Genomic DNA, 24,809 nt, shown 5'->3' with positions numbered 1-24,809 from the left:
GAGAGGTTATTGGCGCCCGGACACCGCACAGACAACACTCGGCTCGGGTAGCGGCAACTCGATTGCACCATCGGGGCGTGGACATTCTTGCGCCGACGACGCCAACTTCTGCACCTTCAGATAATGTTCGGAACGACAGTCGGTTTGTTTCCAGACGGAAAGTTTGTCTGAAACGTAGCAGGCGCCCTTTTCGAACTGCGGCGCAAGGCACAGGGAGCGGCGCACCCCGTCGCCAAACAGCTTCGGGCTGTAATACTGCCAATACCAGTCGCTCGGACAGGTGAGGTTGTCGCCGCCCTCGGACGCCACCTTGAATTTGAAGCCCCCAGATTGGCAATCCACCTTCAGGTGGGCAACTTCAGAAGGACCCTCGGGAGCCGGATTCTGGTCTGGTTTTGCCGCGAAAACCATGCAATCGCCAGGCTGCAGCCGCGAGAACTGTGTCTTCTCGAGTTGTTCCTCGGGGCCGATTTCCACCATTCCACTTTGCGCGGAGAGCAGAACGCCGAGGCCGCAGACCGCAATCAGAACGAGCCCGATCAGAACGCCGAAGAGCGCTTTCGTGAGTACACCACGCGGCTGCTTGCCTGAACGATTCATTAGCTATAAACGTGCGGAGCGAGAGTCGCCAGGTCGCGCAGGTTGCGGTAGCGTCCGTCGTAATCCAAGCCGTAGCCGACGACGAACTCGTTGGGGACGTCGTAACCGATGTACTTGACGTCTACTTCGCAATCGATGGCTTCCGGCTTGCGGAACATGGTCATGATTTCCAGGCTCGCGGGCTCGCGGGAAAGCAGGTTTTGCACGAGGTAGCTGAGGGTCAGACCGGTGTCGATGATGTCTTCCACGATAAGCACGTCCCTGCCGTGGATATCGGTGGATAGGTCCTTCAGGATCCGGACCACACCGGAGCTCTGAGTGCCTGCGCCGTATGACGAGATTGCCATCCAGTCGACGCTGCAGTGGCTCTTCATGGCCCTGGTCAGATCGGAAACGGTGATCATGGCGCCGTTCAAAACGCCAACGATGAGGGGTTCGCGCCCCTGGTAATCGGCGTCAATCTGCGCTGCGACTTCTTCGATGCGGTCTTCTAGCTGCTGCTGAGTGTAAAGAACGTGATCAAGATCTTGGCTAATGTCTGTTGCTTCCACTTCGCTTACCTTACCGCCTGCAACCTGCCTTGTGCACGCCGAATTCGAACTGAACCCGGCAAATCCACCCCGCGCTGCCCCTTCCAGGCGCTGACAAGGCGAAAAACCGCCTCAACGTGGTCGAAACCAACCTCTTCGATGCCCAGATGATTCAGCCAACGCCTGAGCACGCGCGTCGCGATGGCGGGGTGTAGACCAGCTAGCTGTTCGACGGATATCTCGTCGCCAGGGTTAGGAAGTTCCCTTTCCGCCACTGCATCCAGATAGTCCGCGTCGCGTCCGGCCATGGTCGCCGTCCTGGCAAGCGCCTGGGTGAAGCCCGGCCCGAGATCCTTCTCGAGGGTCGGCAGGGAAGATTTCCGGGCCCGTACTCGGGCAAAACGATCCTGAGCATTCTGCGGATCGTCCCAAAAGTCGATCCCCCAGTCCACCGCAGCCTGACGCAGCGTCTGGGCGCGCAGCCCCAACAGCGGCCTAACCACTCTGGTTTCGCCGCGCATAGATTCGACGGCCATACCTGCCATTGACCTGGTTCCAGACCCCCTTGACAGCCCGAGCAGAACCGTCTCGGCCTGGTCGTCCATGCTGTGGGCCAGAAGCAGCATCCCTTTGAAGTGGTCGGTGAGCGCCGCGTATCTGGCATCGCGGGCGGCGGCCTCCATGCCAACGCCATCGTCGACGACGTTGACACGCTCGACTCTGGCGGGCAGGCCGATGTTTCGCAGTTGTTGAGCGGCGTATTCGGCGACCTTTCCGGAGCTCTCTTGGAGCTGGTGATCGACGATCATCGCCTCCACCTTGGCCTCCGGCAGGCTACGCTGCTTGACGTGCGCGCAAGCAGCGGCCAGGCTCATCGAGTCCACCCCGCCCGAAACCCCGATGCGCACCGGCGCAACAGGATATTCGCATGCTGCCTCTAACCAAGCTCGCACGGCTTGCACAACCGCCAAGCAGGACGGGCTCAGATTACGAAATGCCATTGTTAGTCGACCTGCGGGTAGGCAACCCTGGTTAGCCAGCGCATGGGCGCTTTCAGTTCGTCGGCAGTTGGCAGATTTTCGGGCTTTTCCCAAACCAGGTTTAGGCCCTCGACGCCAACCTCGTCGATTGCCGCGCGGCAGAACCTAGCGCCGTCTTGATACTGGGCGAGTTTAGCGTCCATGCCGAGCAGGCGGTTCAGCAGCGCCTTAAAGATGTTCTTGGAGTGCATCGCGGATTTTCGACGATTCTGAAAACGTCGCCTGATTGTGCGCACCGACGGCACGGTCTGGGCGCCGACGGCGTCCATCATGAAGTCGGCGTGTCCCTCAAGTAGCCCCATGATGGCGTTGATGGAGTCCAGCTTTTTCGCAAGCTGCGGGCTGAGCGCGGCCTTGATGGCATCCAGACTGTTAGCCTTCTGCTTTTGCACCTCGCGCAGCTTGGCGACGTCGAAGTTCAACTTTTCGTCGTCCTCGAGCACCTCGTTGATGAGCGCCACCAGATACTCGCGCAGCCAAGGGGCGTTTGCGAATTGAACACGGTGGGTCTGCTCGTGCAGCGCCACCCAAAGCCTGAAGTCTTGCGGATTAACCTTCAGTTCTTCCTCCACCTGGACGATGGTCGGGGCGTTGAGCAGCAGCATCGGGCGATCGGCATATGGCACGTACTGGCCGAGGATCCTTGGGGCGAGCAGCGCTAGAGCTCCGCCCAGCGTGACTGCCCTGCTGGCCTCGCTGAGCTTTCCCAGCAGACCGCTTTCGGCGTCGCCCATGATGTTCTTAGCCGTCGCCACGTTGGCCTCGACCATGGCCTTACGGTCGACCACGAGCTCGAGGACATCGCCGGTCTCGGGCAGCTGCGTCACCTCTGTGATGATCGGCAGCGCCTTGCGGGCCGCAGCGCGGATCTCCCCGACTGCCTTGTTGTTCATCATCGGGTCGCCGGGTTTGCCGATAGGGACGATGGCCTTGCCGAAGTCCGCTGCTAGCTGCCAATTAATCATGTTTACAAGATTAGCCAGCGGCGCAATTGCATGCGGCCAACGACGAGGCAACGTGGTCGAACCAGCCCCTCGGGTCCTGGTCTTCCGGCAAATCGTTGCCGATCAGCGCAAACGCCACCAGCGAACCGTCGCGGGTCGGGGCGTAGCCGGCCAGCGCGGAAACCCGATCCAGGCTTCCAGTTTTAGCTCGTACCACGCCTCGTCCCGCGGTGCTTGCCTCGTCGGCGAACCTGATTGCCATCGTCCCGGTGGAGGCGGCCGCAGGCAGCACCTCTAAAAGCGGACGAATTTTAGGGTTATGCTGGGCGATCTGCAGGCCTTTTACCAGGTTACCGGTGGCGATCTTGTTGTCTTCCGATAATCCAGAACCGTCGTGGATGGCCTGCCCGTCGCTCCACAAGCCCAGCTCGTTCAAATTGGTGGTTTGGGCGCTAGCCCCACCCTCGAAGCTGCCCGGCTGCCCCGACGCGAGCGCGATCTGCCGGAACAGCACTTCGGCGAGGTAGTTGTCCGAATGCACGTTCATGCGCTCCAGGATGTTGAACAGCGGGACGCTCTGCACGCTTGCGACGGCCTCTCCAGTCGGCTGCTCGGCGCGGGAGACGTCGTCGCCGACATCGATGCCGTTGGCCCGCAACTGATCCGCGAAGATAAGCGCCGCAGACATGGCCGGATCAGCCTGATCCGAATGTTCCTTTGGCTTGCCCAAATCTACGGCCAAGGCGCTCACCTGTGAAACCCACTGGTGGTAGCTATCGTCCCAGGATGGCTGCCAGCTCGGCCCGGAGAAAAGCGAGTCGTCGAAGGCAAGCTTCACGCGCGTCGCGTCTCGCTGCTTCAGCCCTGCAGCGGTGTCAGCTGCCAGATGCGCCAGATTCGGCAAGTCGATCTCCTTCGCGTACGGATGCGAATCCGGGCTGGACGCGAGAAGTGGATCTCCGCCACCCTTCAGCGTCACGGTGGCGCCGTCGAAAATAACGCTCGTCGTGAACCTGGCATCTGCGGAGTATTTATAGAGCGAGCCGATGCTCGTCATCAGTTTCATCGTTGAAGCCGGGGTCAGCGCACGTTCGGAATTGTTTGAATAGCTAAGTCCATCGCCGTTCAGATCGCCGGCGGCAGCGCTGATCGTACCCTCACCAGGCCCGACGGCCTCGATGGCCGCCTTGATGGCATCGGCGGAGGCCGGCTTCGATTCGTCAAAAATATCGGGACCGATCAGCCCAGCCTTGCCTGCGCCAGGCTGCAGCTCGTCTATAGGCAGATTCGTAATCGTGGGTTCGCCGTTCGAAATCAGCCAATCTTTAGCGCTAGCCAGAGGCAATGTGCCGATCGCCGCGGTTGCCAACAACCCCACCGTAACCAGCCAAGCAACCCACCCAGGACTCAACTTACGAGAAGATTTTTGGCTGGAATCGGTAGAGAGTCGTCGCATTTTTCGTATCACTCCCGAAAAAAAGGTACGTTAAGGATCAGAATACTTTTTTAAAGGCAACAGGGAAACCTCAAAGCGAAGGATGGCCGTTGTGACCGACGATTTCCGCAAGGTGGAGACAAAACCCCTTTCGGCCCTTACTTTCGACATGACCGTCGAAATCCCAAGGGGCACCAAAAACAAGTACGAGATGGACCACAATTCGGGGCGCATCAGGCTGGACCGGACTCTCTTCACGTCCACTCAGTACCCCTACGATTATGGCTTCATTGAAGGCACCCTCGGCGAAGACGGTGACCCTCTAGACGCCATGGTCATCCTTCCCGAATCCACCTTCCCGGGCTGCCTGGTTGAATGCCGCGCAATCGCGATGTTCCAGATGCAAGACGAGATGGGTGGCGACGATAAGGTGCTGTGCATCCCCACAGCCGACTCCCGCCGCGACTACATGGACGACCTGGACGACATCCCCGAGTTCATGCTGCTGGAGATTGAACACTTCTTCACCGTCTATAAAGACCTAGAGCCCGGTAAGTCGGTCGAGGGCGCAACCTGGGTTGGCCGCGCCGAAGCTGAAAAGGAGGTGCTCGCCTCGCTCGAACGCGCGAAGGGCACCCCGTACGAACACATGAGCATTTAACTTTTAAAAAATTAAGCCCCAGGCGATCGCCTGGGGCTATTTTTTATCCTGCTATCTGGTCACCCAAACGGCGATTTCCTGACTATCGTCAGTTCCTTTGCAGGTGACTGCCTTATCGACGGCACAGCTGAGCTCGAACTCCTGCTTCTCCTCGCCGATGGTCACCTTGATCGTCTTGGGCTTCGTGATTTCTTTGACTTGATCGGCGGCGGCCTTCGCCAGCTCGCATGAGGTGTGTTCTCCCGCCCATACGCCGCCATCGCATTCCTTGGCGCCCTCGTCCATGTCCATGTCAGGACGATTCGCCGTGCTCGACGGCTCAGGGGCAACCGACAGCGTGCTTTCCGGCAGCGGCCTGTTGCCGAGCAGCGTCTTATCCAGGTTGATTAACTGGGCCATCAGGACGCCGGAAAAAGCTATCGCCAAGAACAAGATGATCAGCGCCGCCGTGACCTTCTGCCTCGGGACCCGCTCGGGCTCCAGCCCCAAACTGCGTTCGACCGCGCGAATGTTCTCGGTGCTGGGGTTGCGCACTTCGTCAAAGGTGGCCTGAAACCTGTCGTTAACCACCGCGAACTTCGCCTTAGCATTCTCGCGGGTTGAGGCGAATCGAGACTCCTTATCCTCCGGCTCTTCCTCATCTTCCTCAACGTCGACGGCCTCATTGTCGCTTTCCGAATCTTCGCCAGCTACAGATTCGCTATCTGCTGTGCCTTCATCGGGCTCTCCCTCATCTGCGGCATCTTCTTGCTGGTTTTGGTCGGGCTCTACTGAATCTTCCTCGGAGGGCTCTGTCTCGGCCTCGTCGTCTGAATCCCCTTCGCCAGGCGGGGTTTCCTCGCCAAGGCCAGTGGCTTCCACTGCGGAATCTTCAGCGTCATCGGCGGGCGAATAGGAGCCCTCTACCGAATCGTCGCCCTCATCGGCTTGCTCACCCTCGGAGCCTTCGTCCTGATCTAGGATTTGCGGGACGAAATCCGGGTCCAATTTAGGGTCGATGAGACGTATCGCGCCAGGAGAGTTCAAGGAGGCCGAGCACACAGCGCATTCGACGTCGCTGATCCCCACATGACTTCCGCAGCGAGAGCAGAACATCCTTACGGCCTCTTTTCGTTCTATAATCTGTGAAACTTGAGATTACCTTAATTAATAATCATTGAACCACCGACCGGCTACGAGACAGATGAGCAGAGCAAAAAAATTCGACAACGCACGCAAAACCAGGCTCGGCAAACTACGCGTGCCCGCCTGGTTTAAGAACGCGCCGCTTTGGCTGCTCGTTTTCGTCATGGCACTCATGCTGCTACTCGCAACCGTCTACGGCGCATCCAAATCCGGTGACGGCCCAGAGCCGTCCCCCACCACCACGCCGTCGCAGATCTATGAGGCCGAACCCGAACCCAACCCGAACATGGTCGAAGCCCCCGACCAACCCGAAATTCTCAAGGCAATAGCGGCCATCGAGGAATCCGGAGAGATGGAGGTCGGCGTCGCAATCTCGGCCATCGGCACCGTCGAGACCCGTCCACAGGACACGTGGAGCGGAGGCACCATAGTCAGCGGCCCCGCCTGGGCCACCGCGACGATACCCGCCGCAATCGCCATCCTCGACGAGGCCAAACAGCCCGAAGATCGAAAGTACATGTTCGAGAAATCTTTCGTGGAGGGCTCCCCAGCGGGCGACGACGCGTTGTGGGCCTACCTGGGCACCCACGATCAGGCGGTCTCCAAAACCCTGCGAATTCTGCACCGCTACGGCGACTGGGGCACAGCCATCCCCTCCGAGGAAGGGGCCGAAAGCCATCCCTATAGGCAGGTCCTCTGGCCGCTAAAAAATCAATCGGAGTTCATGGCCGAAGTGCAATGCGATTGGGTGCACACGGTGCCAGTCATGGCAAAAATGGACGAGCCGACGAATTCCCCGATCGGATTGCAGACCATCCCCAGGTCATTCAGTAAGAGCGGCGACGGCACTAAAGACGGCGTCTTCTCGCTTCGCCAGACCGGCCTGATCGATCTTTCAGACGGCACACCCGTCGCCGTGACGATAATGGTCAACAACAAAACCGGCGACAAGGAAGCCACCCGCGACGCCCTGACCACGCTGGCCAAAACGGTTGCGAGCCAGGCTAAGGGATTCGTTAGGCCGAGCTGCTAAGCCAGTTCCGAATCGATCTTCTCGACCTCGCCCAGGGCCGAGCGAACCGCGCCCTCCATGTAGCCGTTGAACTTCTCTGCGTACTCACAGCCTGCGAAGTGGATCGGACCAACCGGCTCGGCAAGCTGAACGCCGTCGGCAGTCCAGATGCCGGGAGAGAAGTGGGCGCCGTGGCAGCCCTCGCTGTACTTCTCCTTGCCCCAAGGCAGATCGATGTAATCGTGCTGCTGCTTAGCTTCTTCGCCGAGCATCGCGGAGAGTGCCTTCGTGAAGATTCGATCGCGGAGAGTGACAGAGCGGTTACACAACGTGTCCGCCTCAGACCCCGTGAAGAATCCCATGATCACGCCAACGCCGTGCCCCTCATCGGTTGTGTCGAACGTGACGCGAACCGCGCCGCTGTCGGAACTAGCCTGGCCAGAAAGGCCCTTCTCGCGCCACCAAGGCTTGTCGTAGATGATGTGGGCCTTGATGACGTTGCCCGGCAGCGTGTTCTGCACAACCTCGTCGCGCCAGGCCGGCAGCCTGGGAGAGTATTCCAGCCGCTGCGCCAGCCACGGCGGCAGGGTGTTCAAAAGTTTGCGTGCCGAGAACTGACGACCGTCGGCTAGGAAGCAGGTCACCGAATTGTTTTTCCACTCGACCTTGGTCACCTCGGCGTTCAGATACAGCTCGTCATCGGACAGCTCGTCTGCGAGCTTGTCTGTTAGCTGCTGCATGCCGCCGCGCAAACGAACCTGCCTGATGCCACCGTTGACTGCGAAGATCGACTCCATGTCGATACTCTCGGGAGAGTAGCCGAGGGCATCACGCAGGTTAGGATCCTCGATCTTTTCTCGCATCGCGAGGCTAACCAGCGAGAGGAATTCCTTCTTGGCGCCGGGAGTACGCAGATTGGTCTGGGTCCAGCGCTTCAGGCTCTGGTCGAGCCACCTGTGGTTTGATTGCGCCCAGGCATGGTCCTTGTCAAGCAACTCAGCGAGTCGGCTAAATCTGACAAGTCCGCGCCCCAGATCGGAGATCTCGAATGGTGAGAGTGCCTTAGTGCGATTGTCGTCCTTGGTTGAGACGAATTGGTGCCCACCAGCGCGAATAACTGCGTTGTCGGTATCGGCCGGAATCTCCTCGAAGCCGAACTCGGCGACGAGTTCCTCCATCATGTCGAAACCGCCCGCCAACCACTGACCGCCATGTTCGATGACGTGGTCTTTGACCATCACGGTCTGGATACGGCCACCTGTGCGTTCGCGAGCCTCGAGCACGACGACGCTGCGACCGGCTTCCTTCAGCTTGCGAGCGGCGAAGAGCCCGGCGATTCCTGCCCCGATAATTATGCAATCAACCACCTTCATAAGTTTACCTAACCATCTGGAGGGGGCGGCACGGAGTCCAGCTTTACGGCACCAGATAGCCCTCAGGAAGCACATTCAAGGTTAGTTTCAGGAATTTTCGACTCGTTGAAATAGTCGGCGACAATTCGGTCTGCACACCTGCTGCTACCGAAAACCCCGTGCCCGGGTGCTTTTCTCGTCACCAGAATCGAGTCTTTGAATATCCGGTTTGCGAGCACCGACTGCTCGTAGGGAGTCGCAGAATCTTCGGTGTTTGCCAACACGAGCACCGGGGTTTCGGTATCCCCGCTGAACGCGATCCTTGGCCGCGGCGCACTCGTCCAAACCGGACAGAGCGTGTCCGGGCCGATCAAGTGCCCCAGGACCGGGGCCTGGGCCTTTTGCTTGCTCCACTGGGCAAAAGCACCCTTCAAGCCGGAATCGGGCTGGTCTAGGCAGCCAATCCCGGAGGCGGCGGCGATCAGCGACGAGTAGCCGCCAGGTTCGCGGCCGGTCATGGCGTCCGAAGCCTGGAAAATCATCGTGGGATCACCTGCGATCGCCTTCGAAATGGCCTCTCCAGCTGCGTCGTAGAACGATTCTCCGGTGTAGAAGAAAAGCAACAGCCCAGCGACGGCCCGCGACTGGGTCAGCGTTCGACCATCCGGTGAACTGAGAGAATTTGAGTCCAACGAATCAAGGAAACCCTTAATGCTCTTCGTCACGGACTGCTCGTCCGAACCAAGCTCGCACGACGTTTTAGACGCACACCAGCGCGCAAATTCGCTTAGGTTCCTCTCGAAACCGACTGCCTGCGAAACCTCCTCGCTCGGTCCAAGGCTGACGGCCGAATCCAGCACGACCTTTCCGGTGCTATCCGGGAAAAGCTCTGCGTATGTGGCGCCCAACAAAGTGCCGTAACTGACCCCGAGGAAGTTGAATTTTTCCTGGCCGAGAAGCCTCCTGGCCAGGTCGAAATCGTAGGCAGTGTCGATGGTGCTGACGTGGTCCAGCAGCGCACCGGAGTTCTTCCTGCAGTCGGTGGCGAACCACCGCTCCGCGTCGAGCAGCGCGGCCACCTCGCCAGAATCATCGGGCGAGACATCGACGTCCAGGTAGCGGTCCAGCTCCTCTCCCGTCGAGCAGACGACGGGAGTCGATTTGCCGGAGCCGCGCGGATCCATGCCGACTATGTCGTACCTCAGCTCCTCGCCGAACTGGTCCACATAATCCAGCGCGCTGCCGCCCGGCCCGCCGGGATTGACGAAAAGCACGCCATGCGGATCGTCAATGGCAGAACGCTTCAAGGCGATCGTGACGGCCAAACCGTCCGGGTTCTCCCAATCCAATGGGGCAAGCATCTTCGCGCACTCGAACTCGCCGCACTGCGCCCAATCGAGGCGCTGCACGTAATAGCGGCCATAGCCCTGCCCCGCTGGCGGATCCACGACGCCCGGCGGACGCGCCTGAGACTCTACATATTTCATCCGATCCGAACTCTCGCCCACTACCCAAGCCCGCTTCGGCCAGGGCATCTTATGGCCGCTTCCGTCGAGAGCGACCGGCTCGACATCGAAAGCAACTGAAGGAGAGGGCGTAGCATCGGCTTGAGTTTTCGGGGCAGCCGAGCAACCGGCAAGCAGCAACCCTGCGGCCAACAGCGCGATTTGCTTTCGCATCTAACTCTTCAGGTTCTCCGCAACCGGGCAGGAGCTAGCATCGCACATCGGGGAATCCTCGTAGCGCAGGCAGCAGAGCAGCCGGCCACAGACGCCGGTTGCCGGCATCGCAGCGGAACGGGAATCGAGCGTGCGCAGGCTGATCGGTTCAAGCACGGGAAGGAAAGAGACGCAGCAAAGCTGACGCCCACAACGGCCAACGCCGCCAGTCAGCTGAGCTGCGTCACGAGACCCGACCTGACGCAGATCAATGCGCGCGTTTAATGTGTATGCAAGATCCGGGACGAGCGCGCGAAAATCCACCCTGCGCGGAGCCGTGTAGTAGATCGCGTACATCCTGTCGAAATCCTCGGAGCGATCGATCAGATCGACGCCCAGCACCTTCATCGGCAGACCATGACGCTCGATCAAATCGATAGCCGTGGCCTTGGCGCGCTCGCGGTCCTCGCGGTTACGAACGTCCCTTGCCAGGTCCTCGGCGCTGGCGTGCCCCAGGCACTCCGGAAACCCCTCAGCCGCGGATTCGCCCCGCCAAACCACGCGGGCCACCTCCGGCCCTCCCGAAGTCGGGTAGAGGACGTCGTCACCTACCCTAAAATCGTCGGCGTCGCCCGCCACGGAGAGGTAGTGCAACTCACCGTAACGCTCAAACTCGACGCCCAAAATCTTCATGGATTCAAGACTAGCCCTAACCCCGAAGCGCTTAAGGGCTAAGACCTTTAGCCTCCCCTAAATAAAAGTAGCCGCCCGCCAGCGGCGGACGGCTACATAATCCTAGACGTTAGTCCTGGTTCTTACGCTTATCGCGAGACCTGCGGTAAGCGGCATCGACCGACCAGCCGCCGGCGCCCAGCATGAACATCAGGAACGCGCAGACGGTGAACAGCAGGTCGCGGTCTCCGTAGAAACCGGTGTGGCCCTCCATGATCGGGTTGAATGGGCCGAAGCGGAAGAATGCCAAAACCGCGACTCCAGCAACGGTCAGCAGCAAACCGACGATTCGAGTGCCCCAGCCAATCAGCAGCAGGACGCAGGCCAGCAGCATACCGATGCCAGCGGCGAGCGCGAGCCATCCAGAAACGTTCGCGGGAACGCCAGCGCCGGTCAAAGCGTCAGCGTAACCACCCTGGTCGACCAGCACCTGCCAACCGATGACGGCCAGCAACGCGGCCATGACGATACGAAGCAGGAATAAACCGAGCGAGCCGAAGAACTTATCGGTGACCTTCTTCCCTTCCTTTTCTACGACGACAACCTCGGGCTCCGGATCCTGGCGGACGTTGCCCAGAAGCTTGTCGCGATCTTCAAGCTCACGGACCAGCTGCTCGTCGGAGGCAGCGGCGGCAGGATTACCCAGTGCGGCGTTTTCCGGCATCGGTTCGGGTTCAGACACCGGCGTTTGGAGCTCATCGGGATCTCTCGGCTTGGCCGGGCTAGCGCCGGACAGCCCGCTATTCACATTCTCGCTCACGGTTGCTCCTAGAGGATTGAGGGAAACGACTCGAAGTCATTCATCTTTCATGTAAAAGTCTATAGTCATCGCACCAAATTCGAGAATGGAGCGCCGATCAACCTTCATAAAGCTTTAACATTAACGACTCGAAAGCGAGAAGCGGGGCGACGTTGAAGTCGAGAGCCTGCCTGGTCTCGATGATCGCCGACATAGCTTTAATCGTCGAGCTCGGGTTGGTTGCGTCTGCGGCAGCCCTGATCTGATCCGCGATCGAACTGTTGATCAGCCCGTCGGTGGACTCGTCGATGTCGACGGCGCCGATCTGCATGGATAAGACATCGCGATACCAAGTCGAAAGTTCGGTCAGCACCCTATCCAAAGAATCGCGCTGGAAGCGCTTTGCCCGCATCTTCTGTTGCTTCTCCAGATCCTTCAGCGCGGCCTGGGCATTCTTCGGGCGCGTGCCCTTGGTGCCGAATCCGAGCGCCTGACGCAGCTCAGCTGTTTCTGCCTCGTCCAATTTGACGGTGGCCTCGCTGGCGTTCTTCGTGGCCTCGTCGACCAGGCTCTGGGCTATCTGTAGACAATCGGAGACCCCTTTGAGGCGTGCTGGCACCTGCAGCCAGCGCCGACGCGACTCGCGAGATTTCTCGTTCCTTGCCAGCCCACGGGCGCGCCCGATGTGCCCTTGCGCAGCCCTGGCTGCGTGGCCCGCGGTCTCCGGATCGATACCGTCGCGGCTGATCAACAGATTCGTGACGTCCGAATTCGACGGCGTGCGCAGATGAACCTGACGGCAGCGCGAACGAATCGTGACGATGACATCGTCGGGGGTGGGCGCGCACAGCATCCAGACAGTGCGCGGCGGCGGCTCCTCCAACGACTTCAGCAGCGCATCCGCTCCCCTATCGGTGACACGGTCGGCATCCTCGACAATGATGATCTGGTAGGCGCCAAGCGTCGGAGACATGCCGGCCCGAAGCGCGATATCTCTGACCTGCTCGACTCCAATCGAAAGCTGCTGGGTGTTCAACACGGTGGCGTCGGGATGTGAGCCGTTCGCAACCGTCCGGCACGACTGACACTCGCCGCAGCCCCCATTCGGGCACAGCAGGGCGGCAGCAAAAGCCCTAGCCGCATTAGATCGTCCTGACCCTGGGGGGCCGGTGATCAGCCAAGCGTGCGTCATCGAGCGCTGATTTTCGCCGCGGCCATGCGCGGCTTCGACTGCATCGGCGAGCAGCGCGATCGTGGGTTCCTGGCTGACTAGTTCATCCCAGACGCTCATAGCGATTCCAGCTCCAAAAGCTTGGCCACCTCAACCGAAATCGTATCGGAAATGGTTGATATTCTGTCGCGCGCGTTCAACACCAGGTAGCGCTGCGGATCGCGCGAGGCAAGATCCAAAAAGCCCTGACGGACCCGGGCGTGGAATTCGTTTCCGGCCGATTCCAGCCGATCCTTCTTGCCCTTGATCTCGACTGCCTGCGATGGGTCGACATCGAGCAGGACGGTGAGATCCGGACGCATATCGGAAGTCGCCCACCTGGCAAGGGCCTCCAGCTCGTCGGTGGCGATGCCTCGGCCAAAACCTTGATAGGCGAGCATCGAATCCACGTAGCGATCACACAACACCACCACCCCGCGGTCGAGCGCGGGACGAACCACCTCAGCAAGATGCTGGGCCTTGTCAGCGGAATAAAGCAGCGCCTCACAGCGATAGTCGAGTTCTTGATCGGTGTCCAGCAATAGACTGCGAACCACGTCGCCAGTTTTCGTGCCACCGGGCTGCCTGGTGACGATGTGCTCGATTCCTGCCGCTCTCAACCGGCGAGAGAGCCGGTTGACCTGGGTGGTCTTGCCGGCGCAATCCCCGCCCTCGAAGACGATGAATCTGCCTTTGCCCATCGCACCTCCTCAATGCCTAGTGGCCTCGAAAAACTAGCAGTCATAAATCTTGCCAGAGGCCACTGACAAGATTCGCTGATGCCCTAGGACTTCTTAGTGGTCTTGGAAGTCGACTTTTTGGCCGTCGTCTTCTTTGCCGTGGTCTTTTTAGCGGTAGATTTCTTAACCGTCCCACGGCGCTTAGGCGCGGGGCCCTTAGCGCGCTTGGCCGCCAGCATGTCGCTGGCCTGCTCGGGTGTCACGTCCTCGGGAAGAAGCGTCTTGGGCAGAGACTGGTTGGTCTCGCCGTCGGTGATGTATGGGCCGAAGCGGCCGTTCTTGATCACCATCTTTTTGCCCGTGGACTTATCCTCTCCCAGCTCCCTAAGCAGCGCAGAAGAGCGCGCTCCCCTGGTCTTGGGCTTGCTGTAGAGTTCTTCGGCCTCTTCCAAAGTGACAGTGAAAAGCGCCTCTTCGCTGGGCAGCTGACGGGTGTCCTTACCCTTTCGCAGGTATGGCCCGTAGGGGCCATTCTGTGCTGTGATCTCGACGCCCTCAGCGTCCTTTCCAACCAACCTAGGCAGGCTCAGAAGCTTCAGGGCTTCCTCAAGAGTCACCGTGTTCGGGCTCATTGTCTTAAACAATGATGCGGTGCGGGCCTTGGGCTTCTTCTTGCCCTCCTCGGCCTCGATAATCTCCGTGACGTACGGGCCATAGCGGCCATTACGAACCACGATCGGCACGTTTTTCTCCGGATCTAGGCCAAGTTCGCGCTCAGCGCCGGACGGCGTGACCAACAACTCCTTAGCTTTCTCGAGAGTGAGCTCGTCGGGTGCCAGATCCTCGGGCACGTTCGCCCGATCCTGCTTCGCATCCTCCAAGTAGGGGCCGTAGCGGCCGACTCGCAGCACGATGCCACTATCCTCGCCAATCGGGAAAGTGCTGTTGGCGCGGGCGTCGATGTCCTCGAGATCCTCGACCAGCACTGCCAAGCCCTGGTTACCGCCGTCGCCGTTGTAGAACTTGTGCAGCACCTCCAGCCGATCCAGATTTCCATTGGCTATCTCGTCAAGACGATCCTCGAGGTCCGCGGTGAATTTGTAGTCCACCAGCTGCGGGAAGTGTTCCTCCATCAAGCGGGTGACGGCGAACGCAAGCCACGTCGGCACCAAAGCCGAACCGCGCTTCCAGACGTAATCGCGGGCGGTGATCGTGCGGATGATCGACGCGTAAGTGGACGGGCGGCCGATCTCTAGTTCCTCTAGCTTCGCGATCAGGCTCGGCTCGGTGTAGCGGGCGGGCGGCTTGGTCTGGTGTCCGTCCGCCTCGGCGCTGACGAGCCCCAGGTCCTGAGCGACGTTCAGCTGCGGCAGCCTGGTTTCCTTCTTCTCACCCTCAGCCTCGACGTAAGCCTTCATGAAACCCGGAAAGGTAATGGTGCGACCAGAAGCAACGAGCCCGGCAACTCCGACCTTTGCCTCAGAGCTCAAGGCAACCTGCCCGTCGAGTTTGGCGTCGATCTTGACGCTGACGGTCTGGCCCTCGGCGTCGGCCATCTGGGAGGCGATCGTGCGCTGCCAGATCAACTCGTAAAGGCGGAACTGGTCGGCAGCGAGCCCGGCCTGCGCAGGGGTGCGGAAGTTGGACCCAGCGGGACGAATCGCCTCGTGGGCCTCCTGCGCGTTCTTCACCTTGCTGGAATAGAAACGCGGCTTCTCGGGCACATACTGGCTGCCATACAGCTGGACGGCCTGGTCGCGCGCCGCGTTAATAGCCTCGCCGGAAAGCGAAACAGAGTCGGTACGCATATACGTGATGAAACCGGATTCGTACAGCTGCTGGGCTACGCGCATGGTTCGGTCGGTGCTGAAACCGAGTTTGCGGCCCGCCTCCTGCTGAAGTGTGGTGGTCCTGAACGGAGCCGCCGGCCTACGCCGGTACGGCTTGTTCTCGATGTCTGCCACCGAGATATCGGCCTTCTTTAGGGCCTCGGCGATGCCGGTGGCGTCCTTCTCGGTCAGCGCGAAGACGCCGGAGGTCAGCTTGCCGGCGTCGTCGAAATCGTTACCACGCGCAATTCGGGTGCCGTCGAGGTTAGCGAGCCTGGCCGGGAACTGCCTGACGTCGGCGTCGGCGCCTGCGTCCAATTTGATGTTCAGGTCCCAGTATTCGGCGGGCACGAAAGCGATCCGCTTGCGTTCGCGATCCACCACAAGGCGAGTGGCGACGGATTGGACGCGGCCTGCCGATAGCTTCGGCATGACCTTCTTCCAAAGCACCGGGCTCACCTCGTAGCCGTACAACCGGTCGAGGATTCGGCGGGTCTCCTGCGCGTCAACGAGGTCTTGATCGAGCTCTCGCGGATTTTCCACAGCAGCCCTGATGGCCTCTTGGGTGATCTCGTGGAAGACCATTCGCTTGACCGGCACCTTCGGCTTCAGTTCCTGCAGCAGGTGCCAGGCGATAGCCTCTCCTTCGCGGTCCTCATCAGTTGCCAGGAAGAGTTCGTCGACATCCTTCAGCTCGTCCTTGAGCTTCTTGATCGTGCTGCGCTTTTCCGGGTTGACCACGTAGAGGGGAGAGAAGCCTTCTTCGATGTTCACACCGAGCCGGCTCCAGGGCTGTCCCTTATATTTGGTGGGCACCTCAGCAGCATTGTTCGGGAGATCTCGCACGTGTCCGCGGCTCGATTCAACGACGTAACCGTCGCCAAGATAGCTGGCAATCTTGGTCGCCTTGGTGGGCGACTCAACAATCACCAGGCGTCGCTTACCGGTCACAATAAACTCCTTAACTGGCACCGCTTATATCCTGCGGCTGCATTCGGGCGGGCAAACAATTTACTACTTTAGTCTGCTGGGCACCGCTGGCAGCTACATTACTTACCAGGCCTAATCGATGCGGAATGTTTTCAGTTTCGCACAATATCCGATACCGCAAGCCTTCCTTGGGCTGCAAGTATAGGGCTATGGCTTTTGGACTCTTGACTGATCGTGCGCAGGTTAGACATGTAAATCGTCGCCCTGCAACGGAGGGCACCACCGTCGACTGGCCGGCATGGGTGCCGGCAGAAGTGGTGGAGAGTCTAAAAGCCGGAGGTATCGAGCGGCTGTGGGCACATCAGGCGCAGCTCGCAGATCACGCAGTTGCAGGCGAACACTGCGTGATAGCAACGCCGACCGCCTCCGGAAAGACCCTGGCTTATCTTTTACCGGTTCTTTCGGCGACTGCGGTCGTGTCTTCTCGCGCTGTGGCCCCAGCCGGCAACGACGATCTCCGCACCAGGCTAGGAGTAGCCAACCACACTGCGTTGTATCTGTCGCCCACGAAGGCGCTCGCCCATGACCAATACATGAAGTCTCGCGCGCTAGCGCCCAAGGGCTGGTTGAGCACGACTTTGGACGGCGACTCTACGCAGGCAGAGCGTAGGTTCGCCAGGGAGCAGGCGAATTACGTCCTAACTAATCCGGACATGCTCCACCTTTCCATCCTGCCCTCACACAGCAGATACCAACGGTTCTTGGGCGGGCTGCGCTACGTCATAATCGACGAGGCGCACAGATACCGCGGAGTTTTCGGCTCACACGTGGCCAACGTCCTACGGAGGTTGCGCAGGGTATGCGAGTTTTACGGTTCTCATCCGGTTTTCATCCTTTCTTCTGCAACTGCTACAGGCATCACGAAGTGGGGCGCCCGGCTGATCGCAGAGCAGGCCCCAATAGCCGTCGTCGACGAGGACACTTCCCCGCACGGCGAGCGCGTCGATGTGCTGTGGCAGCCGATCGACACTCCCGCGCACGAGGCGGCCGATCTGATGGCCGAACTCGTCCGTGACGGGATGCAGGTTCTGACGTTCACGCCGAGCCGAAGCCAAGCCGAACTGGTGGCGCTACGCGCGGGGCGCAAAGCTCCGGGCATCGCTAGTTATCGTGCCGGCTATCTCGCAGACGAACGACGTGGCATCGAAAAGGCGCTATCCGAGGGAGAGCTTTGCGGAGTGGCGGCAACGAACGCGCTGGAGCTCGGCATCGATATCGCGGGTCTTGACGCGGTTCTGATCTCGGGGTTTCCCGGCACGCTAGCCTCCTACCGTCAGCAGACCGGGCGCGCGGGTCGCAAAAATCGACCGGCGCTAAGCGTCCTGCTGGCAAAAGAGGACCCGTTGGACGCCTATCTTTTCGAGAACCCGAGCCTGCTGTTCGATAAGCCAACCGAGACATGCATTTTCGACCCATACAACACTCACGTCCTGGGCCCGCACATTGCAGCGGCGGCGCAAGAGGTTCCTTTAACCGAAGATGACGGGCGCTACTTCGGTCCCACAATGGCAAGTCTTGCCGATCAAGCGGCCGAAGCGGGGCTGCTGCGCAAGCGTCCCACCGGCTGGTACTGGGTGCGTCCGGATCGGGCTGTGGATTCCATCAGCCTTCGGGGCTCTGGCAACAGGCAGATAAATATCGTCGACGAAGCATCCGGAGCCGTGATTGGGACGGCGGACGCGTCGACCGCGGATAGAACGGTGCACAAGGGTGCCGTCTACCTGCACAAGGGCGAGCATTGGCTGGTCAGCGAATACTCCCCCCAGGAATCGACCGCTCTAGTCCATGCAGGTGACCCGTCGTATTACACCCAGGCTAAATCCGTCAGCGATCTTAGGATCTGCACCAGGGACGAGGAGCACAAATTCGGACACGGTTTGCTAGGCCACGGAGAGGTGGAGATCGCCAGCCAAGTTATCGCGTATCTGCGCAGGGATAGCTCATCTAGTGAAGTCTGGGACGAGACGCCGTTGCAGCTGCCCGTAAGGACCTATCGCACGCACGCGGTTTGGTGGACCGTGCCAGAGGAATTCTGCGAGGGCTTGGGATTGAAGCCCCAAGAACTAGCTTGCGCAGCCCATGCCACCGAGCACACCTCGATCGGGCTACTGCCCGCGTTCGCGACCTGCGACCGCTGGGACATCGGCGGTCTATCGACTCTCTGTCACCCAGACACGAATGCCCTGACGGTGTTCGTCCACGACGGCGCGCCCGGCGGAGCAGGGTTCGCCGAGTATGGCTACCAGATCGCCGATGAGTGGCTGAACGCCACCCTGGAGCGCCTGAAGAATTGCCCCTGCGCTGCCGGCTGCCCTTCGTGCATAGTTTCCCCGAAATGCGGCAATGCTAATCAAACGTTGGACAAGCAGGCCGCCATCGTTCTGCTGAGCAACTACCTTTCATAAGCCTCCAGATTCACTCCGCGGACTCGAGATTCTCGATTATTCCTGCTTTGGCGCGGGCCTTTACTTCGCCCAGGCCACCCGGCAAGCGAGGTGTGGGCTCTTTTCTGAGCTCGACGGTGACGGCGAATTCTCCGAACCCGGTCTCGACATCACAGTTTTCTAGGCGTGTTTGGCCAGACGCGGTTTTGTTGTTCGCGGTTACCGCCGCTTTGGCCGCTTCGCAAGCTGACCTGGCTGCGGCCTGTGCCCTGGCAGCCGTCAGCGCCACCAGGTCGGCCTCGCTCCGCACCTTCCGGCATGACGACAGCCAACCCGACAGCAGGAAAGCGAGGAACGCCATCACCAGCAAGACGATGAGCATCGATGCGCCGAGCATCGTCCCGGAACCACGTTCGTTACGCATCTCAGCCCTCCTTGGGAACCACCGCAGCGGCTTTTAGCGCGACCGGGCCAAATCGCCCGAAGTAGGCGTCTTTAGTCACCGAAACTTGCACCCTGTCCGGGTACTCCGTCACCTGAACATCGGCCCCTTCAGGCGCATTCGCGCGGGCCTTTTCCGCGGATTCCTCGTCTCCCCTCGATTCGAACCGGGCGACCCTGGCAGCTATCTCTTCGCAGCGCGCCTGAGTTGCGACTAAACCAATCGACCAGGCTAATAAGGCTGCGACGATGGTTGCGGCCATTATAGAAATGGCCAATTCCGCAGTAACCATCCCGCGCGAATGCTTTACAGAGTTCATTTCACTTGGCAATTCGCCTAAAATTCAAAACACTTCTCAGCCGTCTTTAGGGCAACTGGGCGCCGACCTTCGCAATTAGGGAAACCACGAATTTAAGCATCGCCCCGAAAAAGTCTTTTCCTGTAATGATCTTCAAAAGTACAAGAGCCATAGCGACCGCAGCCAAGATTCCTACTGCATATTCAGCTGTCGCCATTCCCCTTTCGAAAGCCTTAGCTAACTTGCCTTTTTCTTTGATTTCAATCGCATTTAGGCATTCAAGCTGTTCGTCTACGCTCAGCCTCATGCGCTCCGCTTCAGCCTCCGCGGCGTCCTGCCAATAATCCTGAACATTCTGGATATCGCCAGACCCAAGGCAGGTTTCTTCCTTGTTTAATACCGAAATTGCAGATTCCACGAGAGTTTCCTTTCTTTAATCTTTCTCGTTTTCTGATGCACAAACATCATTGATCTCCGATTCGAAAAAATTCATCCGGACAACACCTTGTGGATATATCTGTTGATAAAAAGCTTTTTCGGTTGATAACTGCCGGTTTTATAGGATTCCGGAGGAAATCACACCGGCGATAATAGGCACCACTCCAACCAAAATAAAGCTTGGTAAAAAGCAACACATCAGGGGAAGAACGGATTTAACTGCCAAAGTTTTCGCGGCTGTTTCCAATTCGCTCGCGCAGGCTTCTCTGGCATCTTTTGCGTGCGTCAGCAGCAGCTTGCTCATCGCCGACCCAGACGCCACTAGTGCGGATATATCCGTCGCAACTGGCTCCCAGACAGGTTCCTTGGCCAATGACTTCCACGCCTGGATCTGGCTGCGGCCGACGTCCAAATTTCGACAGTAGGAATTGAGCAGATCTGCGGTGGCTGGCGGGCTGATCTCGGCCACCTCGCGCACTGCCTGGCTGACTGGCGCTCCAGAGCTAAGGCAAGCCGCCAGAAGCTCTAGCGTCGACGGCAGCTGTTCCCTCAGTTCTTGGCGCCTTTTGGTTTTCTGTCTTTTCTCTGCGTCGCAAAATGTGAGCACACAGATAGAAACGACAGCACCTATCGCGGCGACGACGACGTCACCGAAGGCAACGTAGCCGAAGAGTGCACCGGCCACCCCGAACGATACAAAACGCAGGTTTTTAGTCTTTTTAATCTTTTTGTCTTGCTGAGTTGGCCTTCGTTGCACGGGGAAGATCAACCAGCAAAAGCAAGCTGCAAATAGTGCAGAGACAGCCGCTTCGATCAACTGTTAGCCCTTCTTTCGACTCTCATCGCGAGCTTCTCCGTCCAAACGACGCCCGCACACGCCAGCAAGACGGATAGGGTCAGGCAGACGTTACCGGCTGTGGTCCCAGCCAGAAATTTGATCGGATTGCCGCCTGCAGCGAAGCCGAAAGCCAGCCCCACGACAGGCAAGCACGCCAACAACCGACCGGTAGCCTTGGCCGACGAGAGCTCCGTGGCCACAGTTTGGTTAGTGCGTTCCGTGCGTCTGAGCCCCGCGACAACCTGTTCGACTGCAGGCGCAACCGGCGCACCCGTGCGCTGGCACAACTGCCAGGCACCGGCAAGGCGCGCGAAGCCTTTTGCGCCGTCACATTCGGCTGCCCTGCGCATTGCGTCAGCTACGTTTGCGCCGACGGCCTGAGCAAGCACGATGCTTTCGAGCTGTGGACACTCTTGCGCGGCTACCCTGATGGCTCGCGCGGGTATCGTCCCGGTCTTCAGCTGGCCAACCAAAACATTGCAGCCATGGAGCACCTGCTTGCTAGCTGCCCTTCTGCGTGTAGCTTGCCGATTTAGCGCCAACACCCACGTGAAGCAGGTGTAAGCGACGCTCAAGATGAGCGCCCAATAGACGGCCTTTGGGGCAAGGAGAAAAACAATCAGGTTGACGGCAACGAGCCCAACCAAACGCATATTCAGGCTTCTACCGCGACGCGCCTGGCACTGCCGTATCCGAGTTTCGCCCGAAGCCGGAGCGAGTAAGAATGCAGCCAGCCCGGCGAAGATGGCGGAGAACACTGCGCTCATGCTGCCGCGACCCTAGGCAGGTCCAGCAGCTCGACCAACTGGGCATAAGCGGCTCGCGGCTTCAGCCGGGAGGGATCGGAGGCCTCGGCTTCGAGGGCTGGGACGACCTCGACCATCCCGTCTTGACGTGGGCGCAGCAGGCCAATTTGGGCCACTTGCCTCCTCCCGCTGGCAAGCCGTTTTACGTGGATGACCACTTGGATTGCCGAGGCGACTTGGGAATTGCACGCTTGGCGCGACAGCCCGCCAAGGGCCGCCAACGCTTCGAGCCGGGCGGGCACATCGACGGCGGAGTTGGCGTGGACGGTTCCGCACCCACCCTCGTGGCCGGTATTTAGGGCCCTCAACAAATCGCAGAGCTCTGCCCCACGGATCTCGCCCACCACCACCCGATCTGGGCGCATGCGTAAAGCCTGGCGAACCAGATCGGTCATGGTCACCGCGCCAGCGCCCTCCGAATTGGCAGGACGGCTCTCTAGCCTGACGCAAAAATCGTGCTCGGGCTCAAGCTCTCGGGAGTCCTCGACGATTAAGATCCGCTCGTTCTGCGGCACGATGCCCAGCAACCCCGCCAACAAAGTTGTCTTGCCCGAACCGGTGCCTCCGCTGATCAGGAAGGCGACCTTCTTCGAAACAATCCGCCTCAACAGCTCGGCGGTGGCATGGCTGATCGAGCCATTCTCGACCCAGTTTTCTAGGGTGAAACCAGCCCTAGCGGGCACCCTCAAGCTGATGCAGGTGCCGGGAGCAGAAATCGGCGACAAAACCGCGTGGAAGCGAATCCCGTCAGCCAACCGAGCATCGGCGTAGGGGCTCGAATCGTCCAGCCTCCTGCCCACGCTAGCCGCTAACCGGACGGCGAGCTGGCGGACCTGGGCGTCCGAATCAAACTTCACTTCGGTGGCGCGCAGTCCGTGACCACAATCGACCAGCACCCTGCCGGGACCGTCTACGATGATGTCGGTGAGGCCGGGAAGCTCGAGGAGCGGCTCCAAACGTCCGACGCCCATGCTAGTTCGTTTAAGCTCTTCCACGGTCAGCAAGACGGCTGCGTCGCTCACCACCATGCCGACGTCCTTCAACGCGTCTGCGACGTCCTGCGGCGTCCACGGCCTGCCCAAACCCGCTAGCACCACTCGAACGGCCTCGAGCTTTTCCTCATCCAGTTGGAGCGTTTTAACCATTTGTGCCCCCAGCGCTAGAAAAGACCAACTCATTCAAAATTTTGTCGCACGCTTTGACGAAAGCTCCCCTGCCGCTGCCTCCGGGAGCGCCTCCTCGGGCAGCCGCAGCTGCCATGCGTGCGTCGGTGGGCACGACCGCGCAAACCGGCATCCCGAGAGTCTCGCCAACCAGTTGCGGATCCAGACTCCAGACCGGAGATTTTCGCACAACCAAGTCGGCGTCTTGGAGGCTGTGTGCCTTGATCCGAGCCCTGGCTGCGAGCACTGCCTTAACGTCCGCGGCAACCACGATTAGATTCAGGTTCGCATCGACCGGCGAATCCTCCGCGAGGCCTGAATCTAGAATCACCATTTCGTGGCTTCGCTGCAAAGATCTGGTCACCGCGCGAACGGCCTGAGTCGACGGCAGCCCGACGTCGCTGCGCCCCATGCTCACCAGATCGACTCCATCGATGCTGGGCAGCTGATCGCCGATGTCGCGCACATAACCTGTTGCTGATGAAAGCTCTCCCCAGCGCCAGCCAGGCTGCTTTTCGGCACCAAAAGTCAGGTCTATGCCGCCGCCGAATTCGTCCAGCTCTACCAGCGCGGTCCTGGCCTGAAGAGCCGCAGATCTTTGAGCCATGCCAGCGGCCAGCGTCGACGCACCCACCCCGCCGCTGCCGCCGAAGACCTGAATGGTTAGAGAATCAGACTCGGACAGATTGGCTGGGCCCGAAAGCAAAGAGCTGAGGAACCCAGTCTGGGCTGGCAGCTCCAGCGCAGGCGCAGATAATGGCACCGACCAGGCGAGCAGCTCAGAGGCGTCCTCGCCGACCAAATGGACGTCACCGCGTTCCGCGAGCCCGAGACCGACCACCAACGATGCCAGGTCTGCTCCGACCAGAAGCAGGTCGCTCGAGCGCCAACACTTGCGGATCGTTTCCGAGTCTCCGGCAACGCTCAAGTTGGCGCCGACGGCAGCCGAAACCGACGAGACGGCATCACGAACCGAAGCATCACGGGTTATCAGAGTCGCTTTCACATATGCACTATTGACAACCAACGCAGAAAAAACCGCATTCGCCAAAAGATTTTTAGTCGAACTCGAGCCCTCCTCTGGCACGACTTGGATAGTGCCCTAAGCTTTAATTTGTGGCTACTAGACGTGTGTTTCCCTCCAGCGCCTTCAACTGGCAGCTGGGCACAACCGCGTCCACAGTGCTCAACCTTGGGGCGGCACCAGCGATGGTTTCCCGTCTCCTAAGCTCCGGCCATTCCGTCGTCGCCATCGACCCTGACCACGAGGCTATTGCTCGTCTCCAGCAGAGATTTTGGCAGGCCTACCAAGAGCGCAGACTGATTTTGATTGCCGGCAGCATCGAGCACCTACCGCTGCTGCCCAAAAGCATCGATGTGGCGATTGTCAACAAGTCGCTGAACGCCAACATCGATCTGCACAAGGCATGCACCGAGCTGGCAAATGTCCTCACCGACACTGGCTGGGTGACAGGGAACAACATGAGCCGTGACGACACCGTGCCGTGGGTGCGACGCCTCACGAAACTGCTGCGCAGCATAGACGAAACCGCGATGACCGGCGATTTCACCAACAAAAACCACGAGCGGCTACTCGAAAACAAATACTTCCCGAGCACCGACAGCCACAATTTCCGACTGTGGATACCCATCAGCCGTGTCGACATGCTCAAAATGGTCGAAACCCACCACTCAGTCAGCGCGCTTACCCAAGTGGCACGCGATGAGCTGCTAGCGCAGGCGGCCAAGATCTACGACGAAGCGGCAATCGGCGGCGACCTTCGCCTGCCATTCGTCCTCAATTGTTGGCGGGCATACGTCGATCGCGCCGAGATTACGATCCCGGTGAGTCTTGATACAGAGGCCCCCTGGTTTAGTCTGAAGTAGGATTAATCAGTAGCGA

At 59.7% G+C, this 24,809-nt stretch carries 24 protein-coding genes; 4 read left to right on the top strand and 20 right to left on the bottom strand.

All coding sequences use genetic code 11. The annotated features are described in order from the left end of the window. Window positions 1-6 precede the first annotated feature (6 nt). Genes HMPREF1255_RS07540 through dacB form a run of 5 tightly spaced genes read right to left on the bottom strand, consistent with a single transcriptional unit; the run spans window position 7 to window position 4,570 of the window. The gene (locus HMPREF1255_RS07540) at window positions 7-600 is read right to left on the bottom strand and encodes a hypothetical protein (protein WP_024111607.1); all 594 of its coding nucleotides are present in this window, start codon (window positions 598-600) and stop codon (window positions 7-9) included. Next, window positions 600-1,151, bottom strand: a complete 552-nt coding sequence (gene hpt / locus HMPREF1255_RS07535) for a hypoxanthine phosphoribosyltransferase (protein ID WP_016456728.1) — start codon at window positions 1,149-1,151, stop codon at window positions 600-602. The genes HMPREF1255_RS07540 and hpt overlap by 1 nt, the downstream gene beginning before the upstream one ends. Before the next feature lie 5 nt (window positions 1,152-1,156). Further along, window positions 1,157-2,131: a tRNA lysidine(34) synthetase TilS gene (gene tilS / locus HMPREF1255_RS07530; protein ID WP_024111413.1), complete on the bottom strand. Its 975-nt coding sequence runs from the start codon at window positions 2,129-2,131 to the stop codon at window positions 1,157-1,159. 2 nt (window positions 2,132-2,133) lie between these two features. Beyond that, window positions 2,134-3,135, bottom strand: a complete 1,002-nt coding sequence (locus tag HMPREF1255_RS07525) for a zinc-dependent metalloprotease (protein WP_024111485.1) — start codon at window positions 3,133-3,135, stop codon at window positions 2,134-2,136. Window positions 3,136-3,145: 10 nt separating this feature from the next. Continuing rightward, window positions 3,146-4,570 carry a D-alanyl-D-alanine carboxypeptidase/D-alanyl-D-alanine-endopeptidase gene (dacB, locus tag HMPREF1255_RS07520; RefSeq protein WP_081717353.1) on the bottom strand — a complete coding sequence of 475 codons (1,425 nt, stop codon included), beginning with the start codon at window positions 4,568-4,570 and terminating at the stop codon, window positions 3,146-3,148. A 91-nt stretch (window positions 4,571-4,661) separates the two neighbouring features. Between dacB and HMPREF1255_RS07515 the strand changes: the two genes are divergently transcribed. After that, window positions 4,662-5,210 (top strand): inorganic diphosphatase, encoded by a 549-nt coding sequence (locus HMPREF1255_RS07515; protein ID WP_016456732.1) that lies wholly within the window; start codon window positions 4,662-4,664, stop codon window positions 5,208-5,210. 51 nt (window positions 5,211-5,261) lie between these two features. On the opposite strand, the gene HMPREF1255_RS07510 is transcribed toward HMPREF1255_RS07515, so the two are convergent. Next, a complete protein-coding gene (locus HMPREF1255_RS07510) occupies window positions 5,262-6,278 on the bottom strand; it encodes a hypothetical protein (protein ID WP_024111327.1) in 1,017 nt (338 codons plus the stop codon). Between the two features lie 115 nt (window positions 6,279-6,393). On the opposite strand from HMPREF1255_RS07510, the gene HMPREF1255_RS07505 reads away from it, so the two are divergent. Continuing rightward, on the top strand, window positions 6,394-7,368 hold the full coding sequence (locus tag HMPREF1255_RS07505; protein WP_024111344.1) for a hypothetical protein: 975 nt from the start codon (window positions 6,394-6,396) through the stop codon (window positions 7,366-7,368). Here the strand turns inward: HMPREF1255_RS07505 and HMPREF1255_RS07500 are convergent. The 7 genes from HMPREF1255_RS07500 to topA form a co-directional block, all read right to left on the bottom strand. Further along, entirely contained in the window at window positions 7,365-8,720 is a 1,356-nt protein-coding gene (locus tag HMPREF1255_RS07500; protein WP_024111387.1) for an NAD(P)/FAD-dependent oxidoreductase, read from the bottom strand. The genes HMPREF1255_RS07505 and HMPREF1255_RS07500 overlap by 4 nt on opposite strands. Before the next feature lie 62 nt (window positions 8,721-8,782). After that, window positions 8,783-10,378 (bottom strand): alpha/beta fold hydrolase, encoded by a 1,596-nt coding sequence (locus tag HMPREF1255_RS07495; protein WP_024111562.1) that lies wholly within the window; start codon window positions 10,376-10,378, stop codon window positions 8,783-8,785. Beyond that, window positions 10,379-11,050: a regulatory iron-sulfur-containing complex subunit RicT gene (locus HMPREF1255_RS07490; protein WP_024111465.1), complete on the bottom strand. Its 672-nt coding sequence runs from the start codon at window positions 11,048-11,050 to the stop codon at window positions 10,379-10,381. A 109-nt stretch (window positions 11,051-11,159) separates the two neighbouring features. Further along, entirely contained in the window at window positions 11,160-11,849 is a 690-nt protein-coding gene (locus HMPREF1255_RS07485) for a DoxX family protein (protein WP_016456738.1), read from the bottom strand. A gap of 97 nt (window positions 11,850-11,946) precedes the next feature. Next, a complete protein-coding gene (locus HMPREF1255_RS07480) occupies window positions 11,947-13,119 on the bottom strand; it encodes a DNA polymerase III subunit delta' (RefSeq protein WP_024111594.1) in 1,173 nt (390 codons plus the stop codon). Continuing rightward, the gene (gene tmk / locus HMPREF1255_RS07475; RefSeq protein ID WP_024111627.1) at window positions 13,116-13,739 is read right to left on the bottom strand and encodes a dTMP kinase; all 624 of its coding nucleotides are present in this window, start codon (window positions 13,737-13,739) and stop codon (window positions 13,116-13,118) included. Before tmk ends, HMPREF1255_RS07480 begins: the two co-directional genes overlap by 4 nt. 83 nt (window positions 13,740-13,822) lie before the next feature. Then, window positions 13,823-16,498 carry a type I DNA topoisomerase gene (topA, locus tag HMPREF1255_RS07470; RefSeq protein ID WP_024111510.1) on the bottom strand — a complete coding sequence of 892 codons (2,676 nt, stop codon included), beginning with the start codon at window positions 16,496-16,498 and terminating at the stop codon, window positions 13,823-13,825. A gap of 188 nt (window positions 16,499-16,686) precedes the next feature. Here topA and HMPREF1255_RS07465 point away from each other — a divergent pair, with 188 nt between their 5' ends. After that, window positions 16,687-18,942, top strand: a complete 2,256-nt coding sequence (locus HMPREF1255_RS07465; protein ID WP_036917505.1) for a DEAD/DEAH box helicase — start codon at window positions 16,687-16,689, stop codon at window positions 18,940-18,942. Window positions 18,943-18,952: 10 nt separating this feature from the next. Here the strand turns inward: HMPREF1255_RS07465 and HMPREF1255_RS07460 are convergent, their stop codons facing one another. The 7 genes from HMPREF1255_RS07460 to ssd form a co-directional block, all read right to left on the bottom strand. After that, window positions 18,953-19,345, bottom strand: a complete 393-nt coding sequence (locus HMPREF1255_RS07460; RefSeq protein WP_024111481.1) for an Rv3654c family TadE-like protein — start codon at window positions 19,343-19,345, stop codon at window positions 18,953-18,955. A 1-nt stretch (window position 19,346) separates the two neighbouring features. After that, window positions 19,347-19,682 carry a TadE family type IV pilus minor pilin gene (locus tag HMPREF1255_RS07455; RefSeq protein WP_051176512.1) on the bottom strand — a complete coding sequence of 112 codons (336 nt, stop codon included), beginning with the start codon at window positions 19,680-19,682 and terminating at the stop codon, window positions 19,347-19,349. 46 nt (window positions 19,683-19,728) lie between these two features. Next, window positions 19,729-20,079 (bottom strand): DUF4244 domain-containing protein, encoded by a 351-nt coding sequence (locus HMPREF1255_RS10080; RefSeq protein WP_016456745.1) that lies wholly within the window; start codon window positions 20,077-20,079, stop codon window positions 19,729-19,731. Between the two features lie 138 nt (window positions 20,080-20,217). Further along, entirely contained in the window at window positions 20,218-20,784 is a 567-nt protein-coding gene (locus HMPREF1255_RS07445) for a type II secretion system F family protein (RefSeq protein WP_197016986.1), read from the bottom strand. Window positions 20,785-20,912: 128 nt separating this feature from the next. Then, a complete protein-coding gene (locus HMPREF1255_RS09460) occupies window positions 20,913-21,704 on the bottom strand; it encodes a type II secretion system F family protein (RefSeq protein WP_024111449.1) in 792 nt (263 codons plus the stop codon). After that, window positions 21,701-22,888: a TadA family conjugal transfer-associated ATPase gene (locus tag HMPREF1255_RS07435; RefSeq protein ID WP_024111383.1), complete on the bottom strand. Its 1,188-nt coding sequence runs from the start codon at window positions 22,886-22,888 to the stop codon at window positions 21,701-21,703. The genes HMPREF1255_RS09460 and HMPREF1255_RS07435 overlap by 4 nt, the downstream gene beginning before the upstream one ends. After that, the gene (gene ssd / locus HMPREF1255_RS07430; protein WP_051395016.1) at window positions 22,881-23,912 is read right to left on the bottom strand and encodes a septum site-determining protein Ssd; all 1,032 of its coding nucleotides are present in this window, start codon (window positions 23,910-23,912) and stop codon (window positions 22,881-22,883) included. Before ssd ends, HMPREF1255_RS07435 begins: the two co-directional genes overlap by 8 nt. Before the next feature lie 110 nt (window positions 23,913-24,022). Between ssd and HMPREF1255_RS07425 the strand changes: the two genes are divergently transcribed. Next, window positions 24,023-24,793 (top strand): class I SAM-dependent methyltransferase, encoded by a 771-nt coding sequence (locus tag HMPREF1255_RS07425; protein ID WP_024111620.1) that lies wholly within the window; start codon window positions 24,023-24,025, stop codon window positions 24,791-24,793. Window positions 24,794-24,809: the final 16 nt, after the last annotated feature.

This window comes from Propionimicrobium sp. BV2F7, assembly GCF_000510445.1.
Taxonomy (GTDB): domain Bacteria; phylum Actinomycetota; class Actinomycetes; order Propionibacteriales; family Propionibacteriaceae; genus Propionimicrobium; species Propionimicrobium lymphophilum.
The sequence above is the reverse complement of the archived record's forward strand: the minus strand, read 5'-3'. Positions and strand labels throughout refer to the sequence as shown.